This is a genomic window from Streptomyces muensis, assembly GCF_021474425.1.
GTDB lineage: Bacteria > Actinomycetota > Actinomycetes > Streptomycetales > Streptomycetaceae > Streptomyces > Streptomyces muensis.
This window is the reverse complement of record NZ_JAKEIP010000003.1, coordinates 85,885-105,771: the sequence shown is the minus strand read 5'-3', so window position 1 is coordinate 105,771 and position 19,887 is coordinate 85,885. Positions and strand designations below refer to the sequence as shown.

Below are 19,887 nucleotides of genomic sequence, written 5' to 3'. Positions count from 1 at the left end.
GACACCCCTCACCCGCCCAGCTCGATCTCGTGGCTTCCCGCGACCGCCCCGTCGCGGGCGTCGCCGATCCCGATGTCGTCGCCGAGCCGGCGCTCCAGGCATGCCCGCAGCAGCGTCAGCGTCGGCCGGATCCTCTTGTCGAGCGTCGGGTCCTCCAGCACCCTGACCAGCTGCGCCAGGTCCTGAGGGGCCATCAGGGCCATGGGCCTGGCGATGAACGGGCGCAGAGGGAGCGTCGTCAGGCGGTACACGTCCACCGTGCTCCCGTGTGCCACGGCCAGCGTGTCGCCCTTCGGCGACAGCCGTGCGACGGGTGCCGGGTGGGTGGTGCCGGCGAGCGCGATCGACGCGGACACGAGTACGTCCGGAACCGGGGAGGTACGCGTCGCCGGCACTTCCAGGAGTTCCAGGCACGGTCGGTGGACGAGGCGGACCGCGACGAATCGGTTCAGAAACGGCGACCAGGCGACGACGTCCGGGCGGGACGCCGAGTTCCAGGCGGGGATCGTCGTGGTCGGTCTCGTGGCGGTCAGCGGCTCGTGCCACGCTTTGAGGACGCCCTTTTCGGTGCGGCAGACCAGGACGGAAGGCGACAGAGCGGCGGTCGTGGTGGGGACGTCCTCCGGTGTTCCCGACCCGCCGTCGAGCCTGTTCACCACGGAGCCGGTGAGGTCGGCGACCAGGGCATGCCCCCGCTCGTCGACCAAGGCGATCACCCCGCCGCCGGGATCCACCGCGGCGATCAGCGGCTCGAAGCCGTCCAGACCGTCCAGGCCGTCGAGCATCCCGCCACGGACGAGGAACCCGTCAGGAACGCCGACCAGCAGCCTCCGGCTCATGTCGGACGCCACGAGCCCCACCGCGGTCACGACGAAGGCACGCTCCCCGGCCATGCGTTTCAGGCCGAGAATGACGTCGGCTTCCGGATCGAGCGTCCGTACGCCGTCGCGGTCCAGGTAGTGGATCCTCGGCCTGTGGACGTGTCCGTCCACGGTGTCGTACGTCAGCTTCTCCGCGGCGACGACGGTGTCGGAGCCGAGATGCGCGACATGCGCCAGAAGGTGTGTGAAGTCGCAGCGCAGCTCCGACAGCGCTCCGCTGCCGAGATCCATGATCCCGGCCCAGGCGACCGGCTCGTTCAATGGGCCGGAGCTGTCGCGCCTCCTGCCAACGGGGAGCGCTCCGACCAGGGCCAGCCGGGTGCCGTCCGGTGAGAAGTCGAGGTCGGTGACGGGCCCGAGCCGCCGAGAGAGGCCGGCGAGAGAGGTCCGGACGTGCGGGGCGGGCTCCGACGCGGGCGCTGCGGACAGGGCCTTCACACAGTCGGCCACAGCCCGCGGGTCCGCGGCACGCAATGCCTCGAAGACGCCGCGCTCGTCCTCGCCCGACGGCCGCCAGCCGCCGCAGGCGTGGACCGCCTTCACCGCCTCGGCGAGCGGCATCAGCAGGGCGTAGCTCCACAGGCGGTCCCAGTCACCGCGCTCGGTGAACCGCCCCACCAGATAGGCGCGTTCCCGCTTGGTGAGGCGGCCGAAATCGTCCCGCGCGGCACGCTGCCCCGCCAGTATCCGCAGCACGTCGATGTCGCCCAGGTCCGCCATCGCGGGGCGCAGCGCCGCGCGCACCTTGGCCGACGCGCCCCGGTAGCCGAGCGCCAGCAACGCCCCGTCGGGATCGAGCGCCCGGAACTGCTCCCGCTGACCGGTCCGGACGAAGAACATCGCCCGCTCGACGTCACCGGCGGGCGCCAAGCGGTGTCGGAGGCAGAAGGCCGCGGCCTTGCGCGACTTCAACGCCGTACGGCAGAACAGGTCGACGGCCGCGGAGTCGCTCAGCGTCAGGAGGCGGGCACGAGCCCGCTCACCGAGGGGATGACCGAAGCGCGCGGCGGCGTCGGCCAGCACCCGGGAGTCGACAGGCCCGTCGTGGCCGTCGTCGTCGAGCGCCAGATGGCTGAGCGCGCGCACCCGAGGCCTGGCGGCGGCCGTCGCGGGCCGGTTCCACCGTCTCAGCAGCGACCACAGGCCGTCCTGATGGGCGTCGAGCCAGTCGTGCCAGCCGGCGTCCACGAGTACGTCGGGAACCCGCGCCTCGTCCAGCAGTTCGGCCACGAGAGGCGACGTCCACCGGCGCGGGGGCGACTCGGCCCACGTCCGCCACACCGTCTCGGGGCCCAGGGACTCCAGGGCGCGCGCCACCGCCCGCAGCGCCGCCGGGGCACCGGCGTCCGCCGCGCGCAACACGGTCACCAGCGCCGGAAGACACCGACGGGAACGTCGCCCGAGGGGCAGCCGCAGCAGTAGCGCGGCGGTCCGTACCCGCATGAGCCTCACTCCGTCCGGTCCGGGCCGAGGGCGAGGTCGTGCGGGCCGGCCGTCGGCGAGGGGCCGCCGCCGAGAGCGATGTCCGCGCCGAACCGGTCCGTGAGGGCGTGGTCCAGCAGACCGAGCGCCTCGCGTACCGCGGGGTCACCGATCTTCGTGCGCAGCCGTCGTATGTGGTGCCAGTGCCGCGGAGTGGCGTGCAGCAGCGGCTGTTCGAGGGCTTCGCGGGCGGCGGGCAGATACGGGGTGTGCACTTCGAGCCTGCCCCAGCGGCGGGCCCGGCGGTCGCCGTTGTAGTGCCTCAGATGCAGGGGCCTTGCGGACCGCCAGGTGACGAAGGCGTCCCCGAAGGGGGATGCCGCGAGCAGCCTCCTGTCCGCGTTCCTCAGTGACTCCGGCGCGGCAGTGTAGTAGAGGGGCTCGTGGAGCGGCCCCACCAGCCAGCGGGCGAACTCGGCGTCCAGCTCGAACCCCCGCAGCTCGTCAAGCGCGGCCCAGCTCCTGGGAGTTCCCTCCTCGCGCCGTGTCGGGCCGGACTCCGTGAGGGTCCAGATCTCGTAGCGATGGTTCGGCGGGTAGTACGCGGTCTCGGGAATGACCGCCAACCGGTCCGGTGCGAGGAAGGTCGACACGTACACGGCCCGCTGCTCGTCATGGAGCACGGTTCCGTCCTCGTCCAGGACGAGGACATGGCCCTGGTCCGAGAGGCTGACGGCCAGCAGACCGTGCTCCGGCAGCGTCGCGAGGTGGCACCCAAGGCCCTGCTCACGTTCGCCGTATGCGGCGATCACCTCGGCGATCCGGGGGACAGCCACGTGGCGCCGTCGGATGGTCTCCCGGTCGACGAAGACGAGCCCGGCCACGGTCACCGCGACGGCGCCCGTGCTCGCGCGCCCCAATTCCGAGAGGAGCCGCGGCCCTTGGACGGGAATGCTCTCGTGCCGGGGGTGGAGGCGGACCAGGACGTCGCCCGGATACGCGATCGGCGACTCCATGCGGAGGATCTCGTCGCCCAGATGCAGGATCGAGTGGACGTGCACCGGCGTCCGTCCCTGCTGACTGTGACGCAGGACGCTGTCGCCGGTCGCGAGCCGGACCGTCTCCGTCAGGACTCTGGGCATCACTGTCTCGGGCGGCAACTCGGTGACGCTGATGGCGAGTTCGGCCTGGTCGGGCGAGAAGGAGACCTGCGCCGATCCCTTGCGGTGGCGGATCACCTTCTGGTGCGGCAGCCTCGCCTGTACGGCGCGCAGCTCCTGCGGAGAGCCTGCGGCGAGCGCGGCGAGGCAGCCGCCGGAGCCCTCGGCACGCTCGCCGGGCGGCAGGAGCCGGGCGGTGGCGACGGCCTTGGCCAGGGGCAGGTCGAGGGCGAGGCGGCGCAGTTCGCCGTAGCGTCCGTGCTCGGCGAGCCGGCGACCGAGGTGGTCCAGCTCGTCGTACGACATGGTGGCGACGCGGTCGCGCTGTTCGGCGCCCACGACAGCGCGTACGGCCTCCCCGTCCCCCTCGGCCGCCAGGACCGCGCGCAGCCGCCCGCGTGTCTCGCCCGTCGCCGCCCAGTACGCCAGCCCCAGCAGCGTCCCGTCCGGGTCCATGGCCTGCCGTTGCTCCCGCTGCCCGAGCAACGTCAGATAGGCCGCCCGGTCGGCGGGTTGCGCCGGCGCAGCAGCCAGCAGCTCCAGTACGTCCAGGTCCGTCAACTCCGCCTTGCGTACGGTCTCCTGCGCCACCGGGTCCCCGGCGGCGCACGCCCGCACCAGTCGCCGCCACGCCCACCGGGCCCGCGACCCCCGCGAGCCGTCCGCCCTCCGCCGTGCGGCCCGCCGCATCAGCCGGGCCGCACGGTCACCCGTCAGCCGTGGCACCCCGCTACACCTCCAGCACCGGCGCCTGCTGCTCCGGCCCCCGGTCACTCCCGCTGAAGGAGGCCGACTGGGCGCGGCCCTCGCGCAGCCAGGTGCGCAGGTCCTCGATGACCTCGCGCTGGGAGCGGCTCAGCGGCACGGTGCGGGCGGCGGCGCGGGCGATGTCGTCGGTGGCGATGTCGCGTTCCTCGGCGAACGCCTCGTACATCGCGTCGACGACGACCTGTTCCAGTTCGGCACCGACGAACCCGTCGCAGTCACGGGCCAGTTGGTACACGTCGAACATCTCCGGCTTGCGGCCGCGTTTGCGCAGGTGGACGGCGATGATCTCGCGTCGCTCCGCCTCGGTGGGCAGATCGAGGAAGAACACCTCGTCGAACCGGCCGCGGCGCAGTGTCTCCGGGGGCAGCGCGCTGACGTCGTTGGCGGTGGCCACCACGAACACCGGCGCCGTCTTCTCCTGCATCCAGGTCAGGACGGTGCCGAACACGCGCTGCGAGGTGCCCCCGTCGTGCCCGCCCGAGGCCAGCGCCTTTTCCACCTCGTCGATCCACAGCACGCACGGCGAGACGGTCTCCGCCAGCCGCAGCGCCCGCCGTACCCGTTCCTCCGACTCGCCCACCAGCGAGCCGAACAGCGCGCCGACGTCGAGACGCAGCAGCGGCAGCCGCCACAGCCCGCCGATCATCTTGGCCGTGAGACTCTTGCCGGTGCCCGGGATGCCGATGAGCGCGATGCCCTTCGGCGCGGGCAGGCGGAACTCGCGGGCGGCGTCGCCGAAGGCACGCTCGCGCAGCCGCAGCCACTCCTTGAGCGCCTCCAGACCTCCCAGGTCGTCGGGGCTCTCCTCGGCGCCGTAGAACTCCAGGGCCTCGTTCTCCCGGATGACCGCCTTCTTCTCGGACAGCACCGCCTCGATGTCGCGGTCGTCCAGCACCTCGTCACGCACGATGGCCTTGGCGAAGGCCCGCCGGGCCTGGGCGGCGGTCAGCCCCAGCGCCGCTTGCGCAAGACGGCTGCGGCCGGCCGGGGTGAGCGTGGACTTCACGCCCTTGGTGCTGTCGATGAGGTGGTCGAGCTCGCGGCGCAGCGCGTCGGCCTCGGGCAGCGGCATCTCCACCACCACGGCGTCGGCGCCCAGTTCGACCGGGAGGGTGCGCACCGGGGTGGTCACGATCAGCGAGGAACCGGTGAAGACGAGCTTGTGGGCGAGGTTGCGCAGCCGCCGGCGTACGGCCGGATCGCGCTCCCAGAAGGCGTGGAAGTCCTTGAGCACATACAGGTCGCGGCGGCGCGGCTCCTTCTGCGCCAGCTCCTTGATCTTGGTCAGCGCGTCCGGCGGAGTGGCCGCCCTGGGCAGCTGGCGGCCCGACGCGGACTCCAGGCCGTCGGCGACGTCCCAGGTGACCAGGTCGGACGACGGATCCCGATCCCGCCGCACCTGGTCCAGCACCTCTAGCGCCCGCTGCTCTTCGACCGTGACGAGCACGATCAGCGCCACGCGGGCGCGCAGATACAGCCGGATCTCGTCAGCGATGCCCACGGTGCCCTCGGTCCGCACTGAAGAACTCCCCTCCCGGCGCGACCATGCCGGTGAACGTCACCGTCGCGTCGTCCGCGACGGTGATCTCCAACTCCGGTACGGCGTCCAGGTCGTCCGCCGTGTAGCGCCCGGTGCGTGTCCAGTACTCCTTGTTCGACGAGCCACGCAGGCCCCGGGCCAGCCGCAGTCGCGCGTTGTACCGTCCGGCGATCACCAGATCGGCGTCGGCGACGGCCGCCGACCGGGCCGGGTCCGACTCGATCTCGGCGCGCGTGAACCCGGTCAGCACGATCACCGACAGGCCGCTGCGCGCCCGTACTTCGGCGCAGAACGCGGCGACCGCGGCAGGCTGCTCCAACGGCTCGCCGCCGGTCAGGGTGACGCCCTCAAGACGCCCGGCGTCGGCCAGCACCTCCTCGGCCACCTCGCCGACCTCGCGCGCGAGACCGGGGCCGGCCGCGGAGTGAGTCTCGGGATTGAAGCAGCCCGGGCAGCCCAGAGCGCACCCCTGACTCCAGACGACGTACCGGACCCCCGGGCCGTTGGCCGCACTTCGGGGCAGGACTGCATGCAGCCGCCACGGCATGCCCAGGCCGCTCACCCCTGCCACAGCCGGTCCTGCTCCTCGGCCGCCTCCTGCTGGTAGGCCTCCTCGGTCAGCACCTGCTGCTCAACGGCCCCGCCGAGCAGCCGGACCAACTCGTCGGTGTCCTGCAGACACCGCGTGCCCGAGACCCCCTGGACGTGCACCTCCACGGTGCCGTCCGCGGAGATCACGACCTCGACGCTCTCCTCCGCCATCAACTCACCCTTCGCCCGGGGGAAATGACTGCGCCCATTGTGCGGGCGGGGACTCGGGAGGGGTCCCGTACGGAAGGACGGGGCGGCGTTGCGGGGACCCCGACTCGACGGGCGTGGCCACACGCTCACACGTGCTTGTCCGCTAGGCGGTGATGACGGGCTCGGGGTCGGTGGGCAGGAGCTCAAGCACCAGGGCCACAGCCTCTTCGGCGGTCTCGACTTCGCCGATCACGGCGAAAGGACGGTGTCGGCGAACCTTGAACCGTCCGTTGTGCAGGGGTTCGATCGATCCGGCCTGCAGAGTCCAGGGGTAGCTGGTGGAGCTGCTGAAGACAAGGGCGAAGTGGCTGGTGAACGGATACAGTCGCCGGAGTCGTGGTTGAGCGGCAGCAGCCTCCAGCAGCGCAACGATGCCTGGATATGGGCGTCCAGGCGAGCGGATCAAGTGCACTGCATGCCTCCATTTCCAGCTGAGCCGTAGTGACTGCCAATGGGCCTCGACAACGTCAGCCGGCCCCCGACCGCGTGCCGCAGCCATGTCTGGCAGAACCGGTCTTGGAGGCAGGGGCAACTGTTGATCGCAGGCCTCGTCATTCGCGTCCACTGTCATAGTGTCGCGGCCGTTGTCTGAAACCGGTGCACTGACAACGAAGATCACGGCCCGGTGGGATTGCGTATCCGGAGGAGGCGGAACGCGCCTCGGCGGTACATGGCGGAGGAAACCGGCGAAGCTCTTCACGGGCTGCGGCGCGTCCTGCTCGGCCTGTCGGATCCACTCCAGCGACTGGCATCCGCGCTGGTTACGGACCAGGTCTCTTGCGGGCCCGCATCCTCACACCGCCCCCACTCGTGGGTAGCCTCTCGCGGGTGGCGAACGAAGATGCGTTGCAGGACGAAGCTGTGTTGCAGGATCAGGCACATCGGCAGGTCGTGCGGATCGGCGACACGGTCCGCAGGCCCGTTCAGCCCTGGACCGAGACAGTGCACGCTCTTCTGCGCCATCTGGAAGCGGTGGGTTTCCCGTGTGCTCCAAGGGTTTTGGGGTTCGACGAGGAGGGCCGTGAGGTCCTGAGCTACATCGACGGCGATTCAGGAGCGCTGGGCTGGGCCGGGGTCGTGGAGGGCGAGGGCTTGAACGCCTTCGCGCGGTTGCTGCGTGACTATCACGACGCGACCGCGGACTTCTGCCCGCCGGCCGGTGCCGCCTGGGCGGTCGGGCCGCACGTGCCTGCCGCCGGTGACGTGATCTGCCACGGCGACTTCGGTCCATGGAACGTGGTGTGGCAAGGGCGCCGACCTGTGGGAATCATCGACTGGGACTTCGCCCGCCCGGCGGCGCGCCTGCACGATGTGGCTTACGCACTGCAGTACGTCGCGCCCTTCCGTGACGATGCCGAGTGCATGCGCTGGCTGCACTTCCCTGAACCACCCGACCGTCGACACCGCCTGGAACTGTTCTGCTCTGCCTACGGCCTGTCCTCCACCGAGGGCATCGTCGATGCCGTCATCGACGGACAGCAGGAGAACATCGATCAAGTACGCCGACTGGCCGACGCCGGCCACCAGCCTCAGGCCACATGGTTGGCCGAAGGCTATCTGCAGGACCTCGAACGCAAACTGGCATGGAGCCGATCGCACCGGCATCTGTTCCAGTAACGGCTCGCTGCCGTCACGAGATCGCCAACGGGTCCGGGCCGGACGGCATGAGGAGTCTTCGGCAGCACCGGGGCGCCCAGCGAGTCAGGGAGATGAACGCCGGCCTCGCTGATGACCCTGACGTCGACACCGGCCGGGGATGACTCGGTGTACGCGAGCCCGGCCCATGCACCGAGGCAGGGGCCACGTCGAGCGCGCGCACCGTGCGCCTGCGCTCTTTGGGTCGGTCGTGCACGATCCGTATTCCCCGACCGCCAGGCGGCAACGCTTCGAGGGCGAGGCGGGTTACCGGCTGGCGTCGCGGCGTGGGTGGCCAAGCCCAACACTGAGCCGGTCCGTCCCTCCACCTCAATGCGCGCCCGAGGGCGGACTGGCCAGTTCTCCAGGCCCCGGCCCGCCGAAACAGGGCCGCTCCGCCGACCTGATCGGCTGCAACGTCATGCGTTTCCTCGTTACCCCACGGCGCGGCCGATGAGTTTGTGGCTCCCGGCCGGTCCAAGCTCGTGACACCCAAGGAAAGGACACCGCCATGTCGGAGCTTCTCGTCGACTTCATCACCTCCCTCGACGGCTACGCCTCGGGAGAGGGATGGCCCGGGTTCTGGGGCCTCGAGGGCCCGGAGTACCTCGCGTGGCTCGGCAAGCAGCCCGAGGCCACCTACCTGATGGGAGCGAACACCTACCGCCTGATGTCGGGCTTCGCCGCAGGCGAGGTCCCGAGTGGCCAGGACGAGTTCCGGCCAGAAGAAGAGGCGTCCGTCGACGAGCTCACGCAAGCGTCCAAGGTGGTGTTCTCCTCCTCACTCGAGGAGCCACTGACGTGGGCCAACTCCACGCTCGTCCGCGATGACGCCGTCGAGACGGTCCGCGCCATGAAGTCGAGTGGCTCTGGGCTCCTCAGCACGATCGGCAGCCTCAGCCTGAGCCGGTCGCTGCTACGAGCCGGACTCGTCGACCGCTTCCGGGTCGTGATGTTCCCGGTGATCACCGGGGCCACGGGCGAAGAGCGCATCTACGACGGCTATCCGGACGTCGCCCTCGAGATGATCGAGCACCGCACCTTCGACGGCCGCATCCAGCTGGTCGAGTACAAGCCCCGCGTGCTCGAGCACCCGCCGCTCGGCGTCCCTGCGTGACGCCACCCCGTCCGCCAGGCCGGCGACGCCGACGGGCGCGGAGCAAGACCTGACAGGGGCGAACGGCCAACGCCAGGACGCCCGGCCCATGAGCATCGAGCGGAAGGTCGGTGGGGGGCAGCGTCCCCCGCCATCTCAACAAACCCCTTCGCCCGGAGTCCGGAATCGTCGGCTCTCGGACTCGATTGGATAAAGGCCCGGCGCGGAAGCCGTGTCGCGTGAGCGATATTTGCATAGTCTAAAGGTGGGGGAGGGGTGCCTGGGCAAGGCGACCTTCCAGTGTTGCCGGCCGCACCGGGAGTACGCCGTGACCGACAAGAACCCGCCACCGAGCGGGACGACACTGTCCTGGATGCCGGTCGCGATGATGGCCGCGGTCGCGGGCGTGGACGTCGTGGCCGGCCCGGGCGTGGGACTGCTGCCGCTGGTGTCGCTCGGGCCGGCGTTCTCCGGGCTCGTCGGCGGTTGGCGGCGTACCGCGCTGATCGGCCTGGTGGCCCTGGTGTTGTGCATCGGACTCGGCCTGTACAACGGGCTGTTCGAGGAACGCCGGGGCTTCGCGGCCCTGGGATCAGTGGTGGGGGTGACCGGCGCGGGGATCGCGGCGGCTGTGATGCGCTCGCGCCGGGAGGCGGAACTGGCCAGTGTGCGGTCGATCGCGGAGCTGGCCCAGCGGGTCCTGCTGCGGCCGGTGCCGTTGACCGCGGGACCGTTGCAGGCCGCTGTGTCGTACACGTCGGCCGTGGCGGAGGCGCGCATCGGCGGGGATCTGTACGAGGTGGTGGCCTCCCCGCACGGTGTCCGGGTGATCGTGGGCGATGTACAGGGCAAGGGGCTGGCTGCCGTGGAGACGGCCGCGGTGGTGCTCGGCGCCTTTCGGGAGGCCGCCCATGACGAGGCCGACCTGGTCGGACTGGGCGAACGCTTGGAGCGCAGCGTGGCACGGGAGTTGGAAGGGGAGAAGTTCGTCACGGCGATCCTCGTGGAGATCGGCGCGGACCACGAGGCCGTCTTCCTCAATTACGGCCATCCAGCCCCGATGCTGGTGCGCCGCGACGGAACGGCGGACTTTCCGGAGCCCCCGTCTTATGCGCTCCCGCTGGGCCTGGGCGCGCATGGGGCCGACGGGCCCAAGCCGTTCCGGGTCGACTTCGCGCCAGGCGAGCAACTGCTGCTGTACACCGATGGTGTCACCGAAGCGCGCGACGACCGCGGCCGGTTCTACCCGCTGGCCGGGCGTGCGCACCTGCTGAAGGACCCGGACGCCCACCATGCCCTGCAGGCACTGCGCGAGGATCTCGTGCACCATGTCGCCGCACCGGCACACGACGACGCCGCGATGCTCCTGCTGCGCTACCACGGCCATGGTCATGGACCGGGACAGCCTGTTCCCGGCGAGTGAGTGACCTGGGACTCCAGCGCGATAGAAAGGGTGCATGCCGGAGTACGAGACCCGCCCTGAGGCTGTGGAAGACGTCGATGCGGTCACGAGCGCGGTGCTGACCGCCTCGCGCCTGCTGGTCGCCGTCTCCGCCCGCTCCCTGGCCGCGGTCGAGGAACGCGTGACGCTGCCGCAGATGCGGATGCTGGTGGTGCTGTCCACCCGCGGGGCGACGAAACTGGTCGGGCTCGCCGACCTGCTCCAGGTCGCTCCCTCCACGGCGATGCGGATGGTCGACCGATTGATCGCCGCCGGACTCGCCGACCGGCAGACCAACCCCGGCAATCGCCGCGAGACACTGCTGAGACTCACTGGTGAGGGCCGGCGCATCGTCGAGGACGTGACCGCCCGACGACGCGCCGAGATCGCCGCGATCGTCGAACGGCTCACACCGACGCAACGCCTGACCCTGATCGAGGCGCTGACCGCCTTCAACGAGGCGGGCGGTGAACCTCTCGCGCCGGCGCCGGACGATCAGGGGCCGCACCCGCTGGGCTGGGTCGTGGATGCCGAAGGGGCACGCGACACCTGACGGCGTGCCGGTGACGGTCGGGTCGCCGACCGCCTGGCGGAGCTGATTCCGCCACGGCCGTACCCATGCTCGATCTAGGGTTCTTCACGTTCACGGGGGGCCTGGGCGACGCGTGGTTCGGGTGGGCGTCACCGCGCCGGTGCGAGCTCGCCGGTGAGCGGTACGCCCGGATGCGCGCGGTTGCTGACGACGGCGAGCCGGGGGCCCTCTCTGCCGTGGTGCCACTGCCCGCCGACCAGGGGGAGCAGGGCGATGTTGGGCGTCGGCCCTCGGGTCCAGTCGAGGCGGCCGGCGATGGTGTCGAGGCTGGTGCCGGCGAGAGCCTGCGCGACGGAGGCCCGGTCGGTGGGGTCGTCCGCGATGGCGAGAGCGTGGTGGGCCGTCTCCAGGAGGGAGTGGGCCAGGCCGAGGGGCTGGAGCCAGGCCGCGCCGGTGTCCTGCTGGTAGGCGTGGGCGAGCTCGGCGCACGTGGTGCCGTCCAGGCTGGAGCGGTAGGGGTGGTCGGGGCTCCAGTAGACCAGGGTGGCCACGCCCGCGTCGGCGAGTTCGCTGTGGACGTCGGAGGCGGGGGTGGTGTGGGTGTGCGGGTAGGTCAGCCAGCGTGAGCAGGTGATCAGTCGCGGGCGCAGCCCTGTCTCGCGGGCCTGGCGGTGGAAGAGGGCCAGGTCGGTGGCGGTGGCTGCACTGGTGACGAGGTCGGCGCCGTGTTCCCGCATGCGGCTGACCTGTGTGCGGAAGTCGTCGGCGGGTTCCCGGTAGGCGCCCAGGTCGACCAGGGTGTGCCCGCGCGGGGACGTCACCGGAGCGAAACCGTACCGGTCGTGCCGCAGCAGCCCGCCCTGCAGATCGTCGTTCCACAGGCACCCGACGGCACCTCGCCCGTCCACGCGCTCCCACAGGTCGGCGAAGACGGCCGCGATGTCGTCCAGCCCCCACGCGAAGTGGTACGTCCACCGGAAACGGTGGCCGGGCCCGGCGCCGCGGGTATGGACGTACGCCTGCCAGGGGAACGTGGTCGACACGCAGGGGACCCGGGCCTCTTCGCAGGCGTCGGTGACGGCGGGCAGGACCCGGGTGCCGGCCATGGTGAGCACGACGTTCGCTCCGTCGGCGTCGGCCAGGTCGTGCACGGCCTGCCGGGCCGCGTCAGGATCCGAACGGCTGTCTCGTACCGCGATGGTCACGTCGTAGCGGCGGCCGCGGTTACGCACGTGCGCGAGCCGGGGTGCGAGCCTGCGCAGGACGTACGACAACGGTGACCCGAGAGGGGCCAGTCGACCCGTCAAAGGCGCTACTACGCCCACGCACAGGGAAGTTGTCGACATCGTGGCCCCTCTCTTGGCTGAGTCGGTGAGACTGCTCAGTGGCCGGAACGGTCCTCGGTGATGCAGGTGGTGTTGCTGAACACGGCCACCGTCTCGTTGCCGCAGTTGTTGCTGTGTCCCGAGGCGTTACGGGCGAAGAGCAGGTTGGACAGGACGCCGCCGCTGGGGCCCGCCTGGTCGCCGCCCCCCTTGCCGTCGTCCTCGGCCACACAGGTGCGCTCCTTGAAGAGCGCCACCTTGCCGGTCCCGCAGAGGTTGGCGTGACCGGAGGAGTTCCGGCCGGAGAGGTTGGACAGCACACCGCCCGCCCCCGCGTCGCCGTCACCGGCATGGGCCGTCGCCATGCCGGCGGGAACAGCCATGAGCATCCCCACGATCGAGGCCACTACCGCCATGCGCCGCGTGCCGTACATCTGTGTCGGTTTCCTTCCGCTGGATCGGTTGCCGGCCGTCCCGGCCGGCGCACTACGACCAACGACACGTCGGAAGATCGACACGGCCGTGGCGGGGTGAATGATCAGCAAGACCGTTGATCAGGTACTCCGACGGGACGCCGGAGGTACGGGCGTTGACGCGTCAACAGAGCGGTCCGTGCTGTACGCCGACGGGGTGATTCGGGAGGTATGGCCGACGGCACGGTTCTGGTGGCCGGGCCGGGCGCGCGGCTCACAGGTCCGGTGGGCGGTGAGCGCCTGTGACGTCGAGGCCTTGCTCCGGGTACGCACACGCACGCCACCGGGCCCCGGGGTGTCTGTCATGACATCCCGGGGCCCGGCATTCGCGAGTCGTGGCTGGAGGGAGGTGCGTCAGCCGCTGGTGGTCCAGTTGTGCCACTTGCCGTTGTAGTGGCAGTTCTGCCAGTAGTGGTAGCCCCTGTTCACGTAGACGACGACACAACGGCGCGGGTCGCCGGTGCCGTTGGCCCCCAGCATGTCGTCGGCACGGCCGCTGCCCGGCATCTCCTTCCAGCCGCCGGCGTTCTTCCACGTGTGCCAGATCGTGCGGTTCGGAGCGATCACGAAGACTTCGTCGGTGCGGCCGTCCCTGTTCCAGTCGATGTAGCCGGCCTTCAGGTCCGTGCCGCACTTGTAGTGGCCCTGGTGGCCCCAGGCCTTGACCGAGCACCGTGCCGCGGCGGCTGCGGGCTCGACGGCGGCGGCCGACGCGGCCGGCAGCGCCGTGCCCGCCAGTCCCGCCAGAGTTGCCGTCGCGACGAGAAGCGTCCTGGTGACGACGTTCATGAGCCCTCCGGTCCTCCTTCCGTCCCCGCTCAGCACACCACGGTCCGGTCGTATCGGCCGCCGACGGTCTGGAAGAGCCAGCCGGACCCGTTCGGCATGGACTTGCAGCCGCTGTCCGACCAGCTCTTGACGATCACCTTGACGCGCATGGTCCCGCCGCAGAAGTTGCGCAGGTGGACCCGGACTCCACCGTCGGGCTTGTTCGTGACACTCGTACGCTCGATGCACGCCGGCGCGGTGCCGGCGGCGGTGACCTGCCCGGCCCGGACCCCCTGACCGGTGTCGGCCCGATCGGCGGCCGTGGCGCCGCCGGTGAGGCCGACGGTGAGTGCGGCTGCCGCGGCCGTTGTGGCGACGGCCGATGTGATCCTGCGCATGGCTTCCCCTTGTCAGTAGTGGCTGGAGGACGGTGCGAGCAGCGGATCGGCCCGCACCGTCCGGCTCGGCCCTACCGAGATTGCTGGCCAATCCGGCACGGGGCCAGCGGCGTCGGGGCGACTGGGACACCGTGGGATGTCCCACGTGCTGACCTGCAAAGGTGTGAGACGGGACGCCGGATCGGCGGGACGCCGGGCCGCTGTGAGGTGTGGCCGAAGAAGCCTGGGCGCGGGGTGGGGCCGGGAACCAGGAGCCTGCGCCGGGGATGCCAACAGTCGGAACATGAAGAAGGTGAAGGCACTTGGGCCCTGACGCTTACGGAGCGAGCCATGCCGCGTTGGAAGGAACTGCCGGGTTCGCTGGATCAGAGAGTGCGGCAACTGGTCGTACAGCTGAGGAGGTTGAAGGACCGCAGCGGGCTGAGCCTCACCTCGCTCGCGGCCAAGACGGAATACAGCCGGTCGTCGTGGGAGCGTTGCCTGAACGGAAGAGCGCTGCCCCCACGTCACGCGGTGGAGAAACTGGCACGGATCACGGGTACGGAACCGACCCTGCTGTTGGTCCTGCACGAGCTGGCCGAGGAAGCGTGGCAGCAGCGGTCCGCACCGTCGCCGTCCGCTGATGCGGGCGACGCGGCCGATGCGGACGGCGAGTGGCGGCTCGGGGAGGCCGACACGGCCGTAGCGGCGAAGTCGCCCCAGGAGGAGCTCACTTCGGTGGGCGACGAGCGTCGGCCGGGAGTTCCCAGGTTCGTCGTCGCCGGCGCCGTCGCGGCCGCCGCGCTCGTCGGGCTGGGCGCGGGACTGCTGATGGGCGTACCGCTGGGCGGCGACCGCGACAGCGAGAAGGCGGGCACCGTGCTCGACACGCCCACCGCACAGCCGAGTTCCCCTGCCCAAGCCACGCCCGCCGGCCACGGACCGGGAAGGTACGTCTTCAAGCCGGGCAAGTCCTACCCCTGCAAGGTCCACAGGGCCGACGGCCCGGACGGCGGTGTCCTGGTCGCGGGATACAGCGCGACACGCACCGCAGTCCTCGCCGGACCGGGCTGGGACGTGGTGGAGGCCCAGTGCCTGTTGAGACACCGCAAGATGGACCCGGGCCTCGTCGACGGGATCTACGGACAGCAGACGATCGCGGCCGTGATGCGGCTGCAGAAGAAGGCAGGGCTGCCGGCGGACGGCGTCGTGGGCCCCCACACCTGGAGGGTGCTGCGCGGATGACCACCCCCGCACCCGAATGCGCGGCCCTGGCCGAGGAACTCCGAGGGGTGCGGGCCCGCACGGGCCTCAGCCTGGCGGCCCTGGCCGAGCGCACCCCGTACAGCAAGTCGTCCTGGGAGCGCTATCTCAACGGCAAGCTACCGGCCCCCAGGCAGGCCGTCGAGGCGCTCTGCGCGATGGCGGGCGAGCATCCCGGGCGGCTGCTCGCACTCTGGGAGCTGGCCGACGTCGAGTGGAGCGGACGCGCCCGCTCCACCGCTCCGTCGCCGACCACCTCGGGGCCGGAAACACTGGACGCCGGGCAGACGGCCCCCCACTCACGGCACACCCGGCGGCGGTTGCTGCTGACTCTCGGCGCCGGAGCCGCCGTGGCAACCGCCGCGCTCACGGCCGCCTTGTGGCTGCCGAACCACACCTTCGGCCGCCCCACGACGCCGGATACCCCGACGCTGGATCCGGCCCCCGGCTGCCGGAGCGAGGCATGCGACGGAAAGGATCCCGACCGCATGGCCTGCGGACTGCCCGGCCGGGCCGACGCGCTCGGCCCGCCCCACCGCACCGGCACCGGCGCCCGCGTGGAGATCCGGTACAGCACGGTGTGCGCCGCGGCGTGGGGGCGGGTCTGGCACTCGCGGGTCGGGGACACGGTCGAGATCTCGGCTCCCGGCGCACCGCCGCGCCGTGTCGTGATCCGGACCACGGCGGACACGAGCATCTACCGGTTCACTCCGATGCTGGGCGGAGACCACCGGACCGATCTGCGCCTCTGTTTCCTGCCGGCCGACGGCGGGGGCCGTGAGTGCTACGACCCGTGACGCGAAAGGTGGATGCAAACGCGGGCCTGGACCGGCTCGCTGGGGGGATCTCGCAGACTTCCGGGGATTTGCGCCGCGTCGGGCGTGTGCTGTCGAGGTCAGTCGGCCCACTTCCAGCGCGGCGCTACCGCCGCGTCGCGTCCTGCCCGGAAACCTGCCTGCACAGCAACCTGAGTGCCGACGGCGTTCATCTGCACCCACCGGTCCGGCAGGCCCTGCCGGCGGTCTCGGCACGGAGCGGGACGCCGTTGGCGCGCAGTACCGCGCGGACGTCCAGAATGAGGGGGAAGACCTCGTGATTGCGGTCCTCGCCCTGTTCCTCCCAGGCCCGCTGCTCGGCTTCGACGGCCATGCGGTCCTCGGCGAACACGCGCTCGGTGAAGCGCCTGATGAACGGCCAGGCCAGATGAAGGGCGCCGCGAATGGATGGCTTCTCGATCATGAGCAGGCCGTAGGCATGACACGTGCGCTGCTCCGTGTCCTCGGGCACGTAGGCAGCCCAGAGGCACAGGGCTGGACGCTCGGCGTTCTCCGGGACCAGGTCGAGTGTCTGGTACGGGTAGTCGGTGCGGATGGTCATGACATCGCTCGACTTGCGCCCGCCGATGCCCTCGGCGGCCAGCAGGGCGGCGCTGCGGTTCCGCTTCCCGCCAGTGTGCGTGAACAGGTACCTGGCCTCCGTCGACCGTACGCCGGTCCGGTACTCCAAAAGCTCCGGGTGGAGCCTGCCGACCACACCCCGGTGGAGGTACTGGTGGTTCATGTCGAGCAGGTTCTCGTGCATGAACGAGTAGTGGCAGCGCACGGTCCGGGAGAAGGTCATGGTCTTGTACTTCACCGAGTCGAAGTACGGCAGTTCGGGCAGCGTGGTGATTCCCGCCTTCTCCGGGGCGCCCGGGAAGACGAACACCAGACCGTACGCCTCGCGGACGGGGTAGCCGCGCACACCGCGCGGCGGTCGGCCATCGCCCTTGGACAGGTACGGGATCTGGCAGATGCGCCCGTCGCCGCGATAGGCCCAGGCGTGATAGCAGCAGCGGAGTGTCTCGCCCTCCACGACGCCCATGCTGAGCGGCACCTGCCGGTGGGCGCAGCGGTCCTCCAGCGCGTAGACGGCACCGCTCTTGCCGCGGTAGAGCGCGATGCGCTCACCGGCGAACGCGGTCGCGAACACCTGCCCGCTGCGAACGCTCCGGGCGAGCGCGACGGGGTACCAGAAATCCGGGTTCGCTCCCACGCGCCGAAGGTCGGGCGTGCCGGGAGCGGGATGACGGTGCGGCGAGGGCCGGGCACCATTGGCCTCGGCACCGAGAGCCCCGGCCCCGTCAGAGTCGATCTCGGTCATACCTCTCCCGTGTACTCGGAACGCCGGCGGACAGTTCCACTCACTCCGGCTCACCGACCCGCGCCGACCCTCGGGTCCCGCGTCCATCCTGGTGGTCCACTGGCGCCCACGCCCTGTCCCGTGCGTCCGGACAGGTGTCGGACAGGTCAGTGACGCCGTTGACGACCGGAGGGCGATGTTTACGTGCACGAGAGTTTGCGCAGGTCGGTGATGGCCACGAGAAGGGGGCCGTTCGGATATGAATATGCGGTCTAGTGATGCATGTATCCCTCGTATCCGCTCTCTGAGCGGCGCTGAATAGCGCGTGGCCAGCCCAGTATCTTCAGTCTCGACCTCGTGGAATTGAGGTGAGCCTGAGCTGAGAAATACGGGCTATTGCCGCCCGTGCCGTCGATTGATGTTCGAAAACCGTCGTGATACGGGAGGCGCTGTACGTCAGTCAGTCCCGGTCCGATCCCGGAATCTGCGTCGGGCCGTAGCGCTCGAGGGCCTCTTCGAGTTCGACGCGGATCTCGTTCGGCATGGCCCCGTTCCGGGCCCAGATGAGGATCAACTCTGCGACGTTTCGGAGCTTGATGTTCGTGTGCTGGGAAACGTGCTGCAGTACCGCCCATCCTTGGTCGGGCGCCACCCTGCCGAGTGCGACGATCATCCCGATGGCCTGGTCCACGACGGCGTGCGAGGCCACGGCATCTTTGAGCTGGTCGACCTCTTGCTCGAGTTCGACGATCCGGTCGACCTCGTCGCCGGGCTCGTGCGGTACGTGCGCCATGCACATCATCCTCGTCACTTCGCTGGTCTCATGCCAGTTTGTGCGCCGGTGCGTCTGGTTGCTGCGATGCGACGTCGCGATCAAGACGGGCTGGCCACAGGGTGGGCAAGAGTGGCAGGTTCGGTCTGTGAGCAGGCCCAGTACTCCAGTCGTAGATCGTGATCTTCATGTTTGGTTCGCGGCTTGTCGGCGGTAATGGCTGGCGTGAGCTCGGGCCTGATGGCGCCGTCGCCAGGCGGACCAGCCGAGCCGGGGGCCACGTCGCGCATGGGCCGGACGAATGCTGTGAACAGTCGCTGGATGTCGTTGCAGGTGAGCGGGATCAGCCCGTCCGGGGGGGATGGCGGGCGTGTTCGTCGGCGCGGACGACGGCAAGGAAGGCGTGGGCGAGCATGGCCAGGGTGACCCAGCGGGACCAGGAGGTGTGGCGGTGACCTTGGTGCTCGTCCAGTCCGGCCAGGCCCTTGCCGGCTTGGAAGGTCTCTTCCACCCACCACCGTGAGCCGGCGACCCGCACCAGCGTGGCCAGGGACACCGGGGCGGGTGACCAGCAGCGGTAGTAGGGGAGTTCACCGGTGGGGCGGTTGCGGCGGAGCAGCGGCTGGTGGCTGCCTGGTGCCCGGTTCGGTCAGGTCGAGGACGGCCCAGTCGTAGAAGCGGTGTCCCTTGGCGCAGGCCCCGGCCGACAGCTTCTGTCAGGCCCGTTTGGGCACCTTCGCAGCCAGGGTATCCGCGCGGAACTTCCCGGCACTGATGGTGGCTTCGTGGTTGCAGGCGACGGCGAGCACATAGTCCACGCCGCGCGTTCCAGCGTGGTCCGCAGCGTGGGGTTGCCGCCGTAGACCTCGTCGGCCGCGACCCACTTCGCGTGGTGTCCGGTGTCGAGGAACCTGCCGACCATCCGGGCGGCCAGCTCCGGCTTGGTCGCGAAGGCGGTGTCCTCGGCCAGGCCCGCGGCCCGGCAGTGGTCCGGGTCGGTAGTCCACGAGCGCGGGATGTACAGCTCCTGCTCCACCGCCGCGTGCCTGCGGCGGCCGCCGTAGACGAGGTAGACCGCTACCTGGGAACGTTCGATCCGGCCCGCGGTACCGGTGTACTGACGCTGCACGCCGACGGTGCGGGTGCCCTTCTTCACGTCCCCGGTCTAGTCGACCACCAGCACCGCCTGGTCGTCGTGCAGGTGCTCCACCACGTAGTCGCGCAGGTCGTCGCGTACCTGGTCGGCTTCCCACTTGGCCCGGCCGAGCAGGTGCTGCATGCCGTCCGGGGTGGCCTCCCTGGCCGACTCAACGATGGTCCAGCAGTTCTTGTGCGGCAGGTCCGACAGCAGCCCGAGCACCAACTGCCCCGCCCGACGCTGGGGTTCGACCCGCGCAAACCGCCCCGCTGTCCGGCTCATCAGGCCCTCGAACGCCTCCTGCCAGCGGGCAGGGTCTACGCTGTGACCTGCGGCCACCGCATGATCTTCAGTCTGCACACCGGTGATCAACG

The 19,887-nt window shown here is 70.5% G+C and carries 18 protein-coding genes and 1 pseudogene; 6 read left to right on the top strand and 13 right to left on the bottom strand.

From position 1 onward, the window contains the following. Positions 1-8: 8 nt before the first annotated feature. The 6 genes from L0P92_RS01575 to L0P92_RS01550 all read right to left on the bottom strand — a co-directional run bounded on the left by L0P92_RS01575 (position 9) and on the right by L0P92_RS01550 (position 7,071). Positions 9-2,324: a hypothetical protein gene (locus tag L0P92_RS01575; RefSeq protein ID WP_234760547.1), complete on the bottom strand. Its 2,316-nt coding sequence runs from the start codon at positions 2,322-2,324 to the stop codon at positions 9-11. A gap of 5 nt (positions 2,325-2,329) precedes the next feature. Beyond that, positions 2,330-4,189, bottom strand: a complete 1,860-nt coding sequence (locus L0P92_RS01570) for an amino acid adenylation domain-containing protein (RefSeq protein ID WP_234760546.1) — start codon at positions 4,187-4,189, stop codon at positions 2,330-2,332. A 4-nt stretch (positions 4,190-4,193) separates the two neighbouring features. Next, positions 4,194-5,732 (bottom strand): Ycf46 family AAA ATPase, encoded by a 1,539-nt coding sequence (locus L0P92_RS45135; RefSeq protein WP_234760545.1) that lies wholly within the window; start codon positions 5,730-5,732, stop codon positions 4,194-4,196. After that, a complete protein-coding gene (locus tag L0P92_RS01560) occupies positions 5,719-6,342 on the bottom strand; it encodes a 4Fe-4S cluster-binding domain-containing protein (RefSeq protein WP_234760544.1) in 624 nt (207 codons plus the stop codon). Before L0P92_RS01560 ends, L0P92_RS45135 begins: the two co-directional genes overlap by 14 nt. Continuing rightward, positions 6,330-6,533 carry a DUF2997 domain-containing protein gene (locus L0P92_RS01555; protein ID WP_234760543.1) on the bottom strand — a complete coding sequence of 68 codons (204 nt, stop codon included), beginning with the start codon at positions 6,531-6,533 and terminating at the stop codon, positions 6,330-6,332. Before L0P92_RS01555 ends, L0P92_RS01560 begins: the two co-directional genes overlap by 13 nt. 142 nt (positions 6,534-6,675) lie before the next feature. Then, positions 6,676-7,071: a DUF6193 family natural product biosynthesis protein gene (locus L0P92_RS01550; RefSeq protein WP_237695134.1), complete on the bottom strand. Its 396-nt coding sequence runs from the start codon at positions 7,069-7,071 to the stop codon at positions 6,676-6,678. A 329-nt stretch (positions 7,072-7,400) separates the two neighbouring features. Between L0P92_RS01550 and L0P92_RS01545 the strand changes: the two genes are divergently transcribed. From L0P92_RS01545 to L0P92_RS01530, 4 genes are all read left to right on the top strand, one after another. Then, on the top strand, positions 7,401-8,189 hold the full coding sequence (locus L0P92_RS01545) for a phosphotransferase (protein ID WP_234760540.1): 789 nt from the start codon (positions 7,401-7,403) through the stop codon (positions 8,187-8,189). A gap of 529 nt (positions 8,190-8,718) precedes the next feature. Beyond that, positions 8,719-9,324 (top strand): dihydrofolate reductase family protein, encoded by a 606-nt coding sequence (locus L0P92_RS01540; protein WP_234760539.1) that lies wholly within the window; start codon positions 8,719-8,721, stop codon positions 9,322-9,324. Positions 9,325-9,676: 352 nt separating this feature from the next. Continuing rightward, positions 9,677-10,726 (top strand): PP2C family protein-serine/threonine phosphatase, encoded by a 1,050-nt coding sequence (locus L0P92_RS01535; RefSeq protein ID WP_234760562.1) that lies wholly within the window; start codon positions 9,677-9,679, stop codon positions 10,724-10,726. Between the two features lie 34 nt (positions 10,727-10,760). Further along, entirely contained in the window at positions 10,761-11,297 is a 537-nt protein-coding gene (locus L0P92_RS01530) for a MarR family winged helix-turn-helix transcriptional regulator (RefSeq protein ID WP_234760538.1), read from the top strand. Positions 11,298-11,425: 128 nt separating this feature from the next. On the opposite strand, the gene L0P92_RS01525 is transcribed toward L0P92_RS01530, so the two are convergent. The 4 genes from L0P92_RS01525 to L0P92_RS01510 form a co-directional block, all read right to left on the bottom strand. Continuing rightward, positions 11,426-12,622: an ABC transporter substrate-binding protein gene (locus tag L0P92_RS01525; RefSeq protein WP_234760536.1), complete on the bottom strand. Its 1,197-nt coding sequence runs from the start codon at positions 12,620-12,622 to the stop codon at positions 11,426-11,428. A gap of 35 nt (positions 12,623-12,657) precedes the next feature. After that, positions 12,658-13,035: a hypothetical protein gene (locus L0P92_RS01520; RefSeq protein ID WP_234760535.1), complete on the bottom strand. Its 378-nt coding sequence runs from the start codon at positions 13,033-13,035 to the stop codon at positions 12,658-12,660. Between the two features lie 393 nt (positions 13,036-13,428). Next, positions 13,429-13,863, bottom strand: coding sequence for a PLL family lectin (locus L0P92_RS01515; protein ID WP_234760534.1), 435 nt, complete (start codon positions 13,861-13,863; stop codon positions 13,429-13,431). 29 nt (positions 13,864-13,892) lie between these two features. Then, complete coding sequence (locus L0P92_RS01510; protein WP_234760533.1) at positions 13,893-14,240, bottom strand: alpha-amylase inhibitor; 348 nt, start codon at positions 14,238-14,240, stop codon at positions 13,893-13,895. Positions 14,241-14,570: 330 nt separating this feature from the next. Between L0P92_RS01510 and L0P92_RS01505 the strand changes: the two genes are divergently transcribed. Beyond that, on the top strand, positions 14,571-15,464 hold the full coding sequence (locus tag L0P92_RS01505) for a helix-turn-helix domain-containing protein (RefSeq protein WP_234760532.1): 894 nt from the start codon (positions 14,571-14,573) through the stop codon (positions 15,462-15,464). Next, positions 15,461-16,279: a helix-turn-helix domain-containing protein gene (locus tag L0P92_RS01500; RefSeq protein WP_234760531.1), complete on the top strand. Its 819-nt coding sequence runs from the start codon at positions 15,461-15,463 to the stop codon at positions 16,277-16,279. Before L0P92_RS01505 ends, L0P92_RS01500 begins: the two co-directional genes overlap by 4 nt. Positions 16,280-16,466: 187 nt before the next feature. On the opposite strand, the gene L0P92_RS01495 is transcribed toward L0P92_RS01500, so the two are convergent. The 3 genes and pseudogenes from L0P92_RS01495 to L0P92_RS01485 all read right to left on the bottom strand — a co-directional run bounded on the left by L0P92_RS01495 (position 16,467) and on the right by L0P92_RS01485 (position 19,795). Continuing rightward, positions 16,467-17,624, bottom strand: a complete 1,158-nt coding sequence (locus tag L0P92_RS01495; protein WP_234760530.1) for a Rieske 2Fe-2S domain-containing protein — start codon at positions 17,622-17,624, stop codon at positions 16,467-16,469. Positions 17,625-18,063: 439 nt separating this feature from the next. Further along, on the bottom strand, positions 18,064-18,396 hold the full coding sequence (locus L0P92_RS01490; RefSeq protein ID WP_234760529.1) for an ANTAR domain-containing protein: 333 nt from the start codon (positions 18,394-18,396) through the stop codon (positions 18,064-18,066). A 165-nt stretch (positions 18,397-18,561) separates the two neighbouring features. Further along, positions 18,562-19,795 (bottom strand): annotated as a pseudogene (locus L0P92_RS01485) (IS701 family transposase). Positions 19,796-19,887: the final 92 nt, after the last annotated feature.

Coding starts and splice junctions, on each gene's coding strand:
- L0P92_RS01575 (WP_234760547.1), bottom strand. CDS start 2,324: ATGCGGGTACGGACCGCCGCGCTACTGCTGCGGCTGCCCCTCGGGCGA.
- L0P92_RS01555 (WP_234760543.1), bottom strand. CDS start 6,533: ATGGCGGAGGAGAGCGTCGAGGTCGTGATCTCCGCGGACGGCACCGTG.
- L0P92_RS01550 (WP_237695134.1), bottom strand. CDS start 7,071: ATGGCTGCGGCACGCGGTCGGGGGCCGGCTGACGTTGTCGAGGCCCAT.
- L0P92_RS01540 (WP_234760539.1), top strand. CDS start 8,719: ATGTCGGAGCTTCTCGTCGACTTCATCACCTCCCTCGACGGCTACGCC.
- L0P92_RS01535 (WP_234760562.1), top strand. CDS start 9,677: ATGCCGGTCGCGATGATGGCCGCGGTCGCGGGCGTGGACGTCGTGGCC.
- L0P92_RS01530 (WP_234760538.1), top strand. CDS start 10,761: ATGCCGGAGTACGAGACCCGCCCTGAGGCTGTGGAAGACGTCGATGCG.
- L0P92_RS01525 (WP_234760536.1), bottom strand. CDS start 12,622: ATGTCGACAACTTCCCTGTGCGTGGGCGTAGTAGCGCCTTTGACGGGT.
- L0P92_RS01520 (WP_234760535.1), bottom strand. CDS start 13,035: ATGTACGGCACGCGGCGCATGGCGGTAGTGGCCTCGATCGTGGGGATG.
- L0P92_RS01515 (WP_234760534.1), bottom strand. CDS start 13,863: ATGAACGTCGTCACCAGGACGCTTCTCGTCGCGACGGCAACTCTGGCG.
- L0P92_RS01510 (WP_234760533.1), bottom strand. CDS start 14,240: ATGCGCAGGATCACATCGGCCGTCGCCACAACGGCCGCGGCAGCCGCA.
- L0P92_RS01505 (WP_234760532.1), top strand. CDS start 14,571: ATGCCGCGTTGGAAGGAACTGCCGGGTTCGCTGGATCAGAGAGTGCGG.
- L0P92_RS01500 (WP_234760531.1), top strand. CDS start 15,461: ATGACCACCCCCGCACCCGAATGCGCGGCCCTGGCCGAGGAACTCCGA.
- L0P92_RS01495 (WP_234760530.1), bottom strand. CDS start 17,624: ATGACCGAGATCGACTCTGACGGGGCCGGGGCTCTCGGTGCCGAGGCC.
- L0P92_RS01490 (WP_234760529.1), bottom strand. CDS start 18,396: ATGGCGCACGTACCGCACGAGCCCGGCGACGAGGTCGACCGGATCGTC.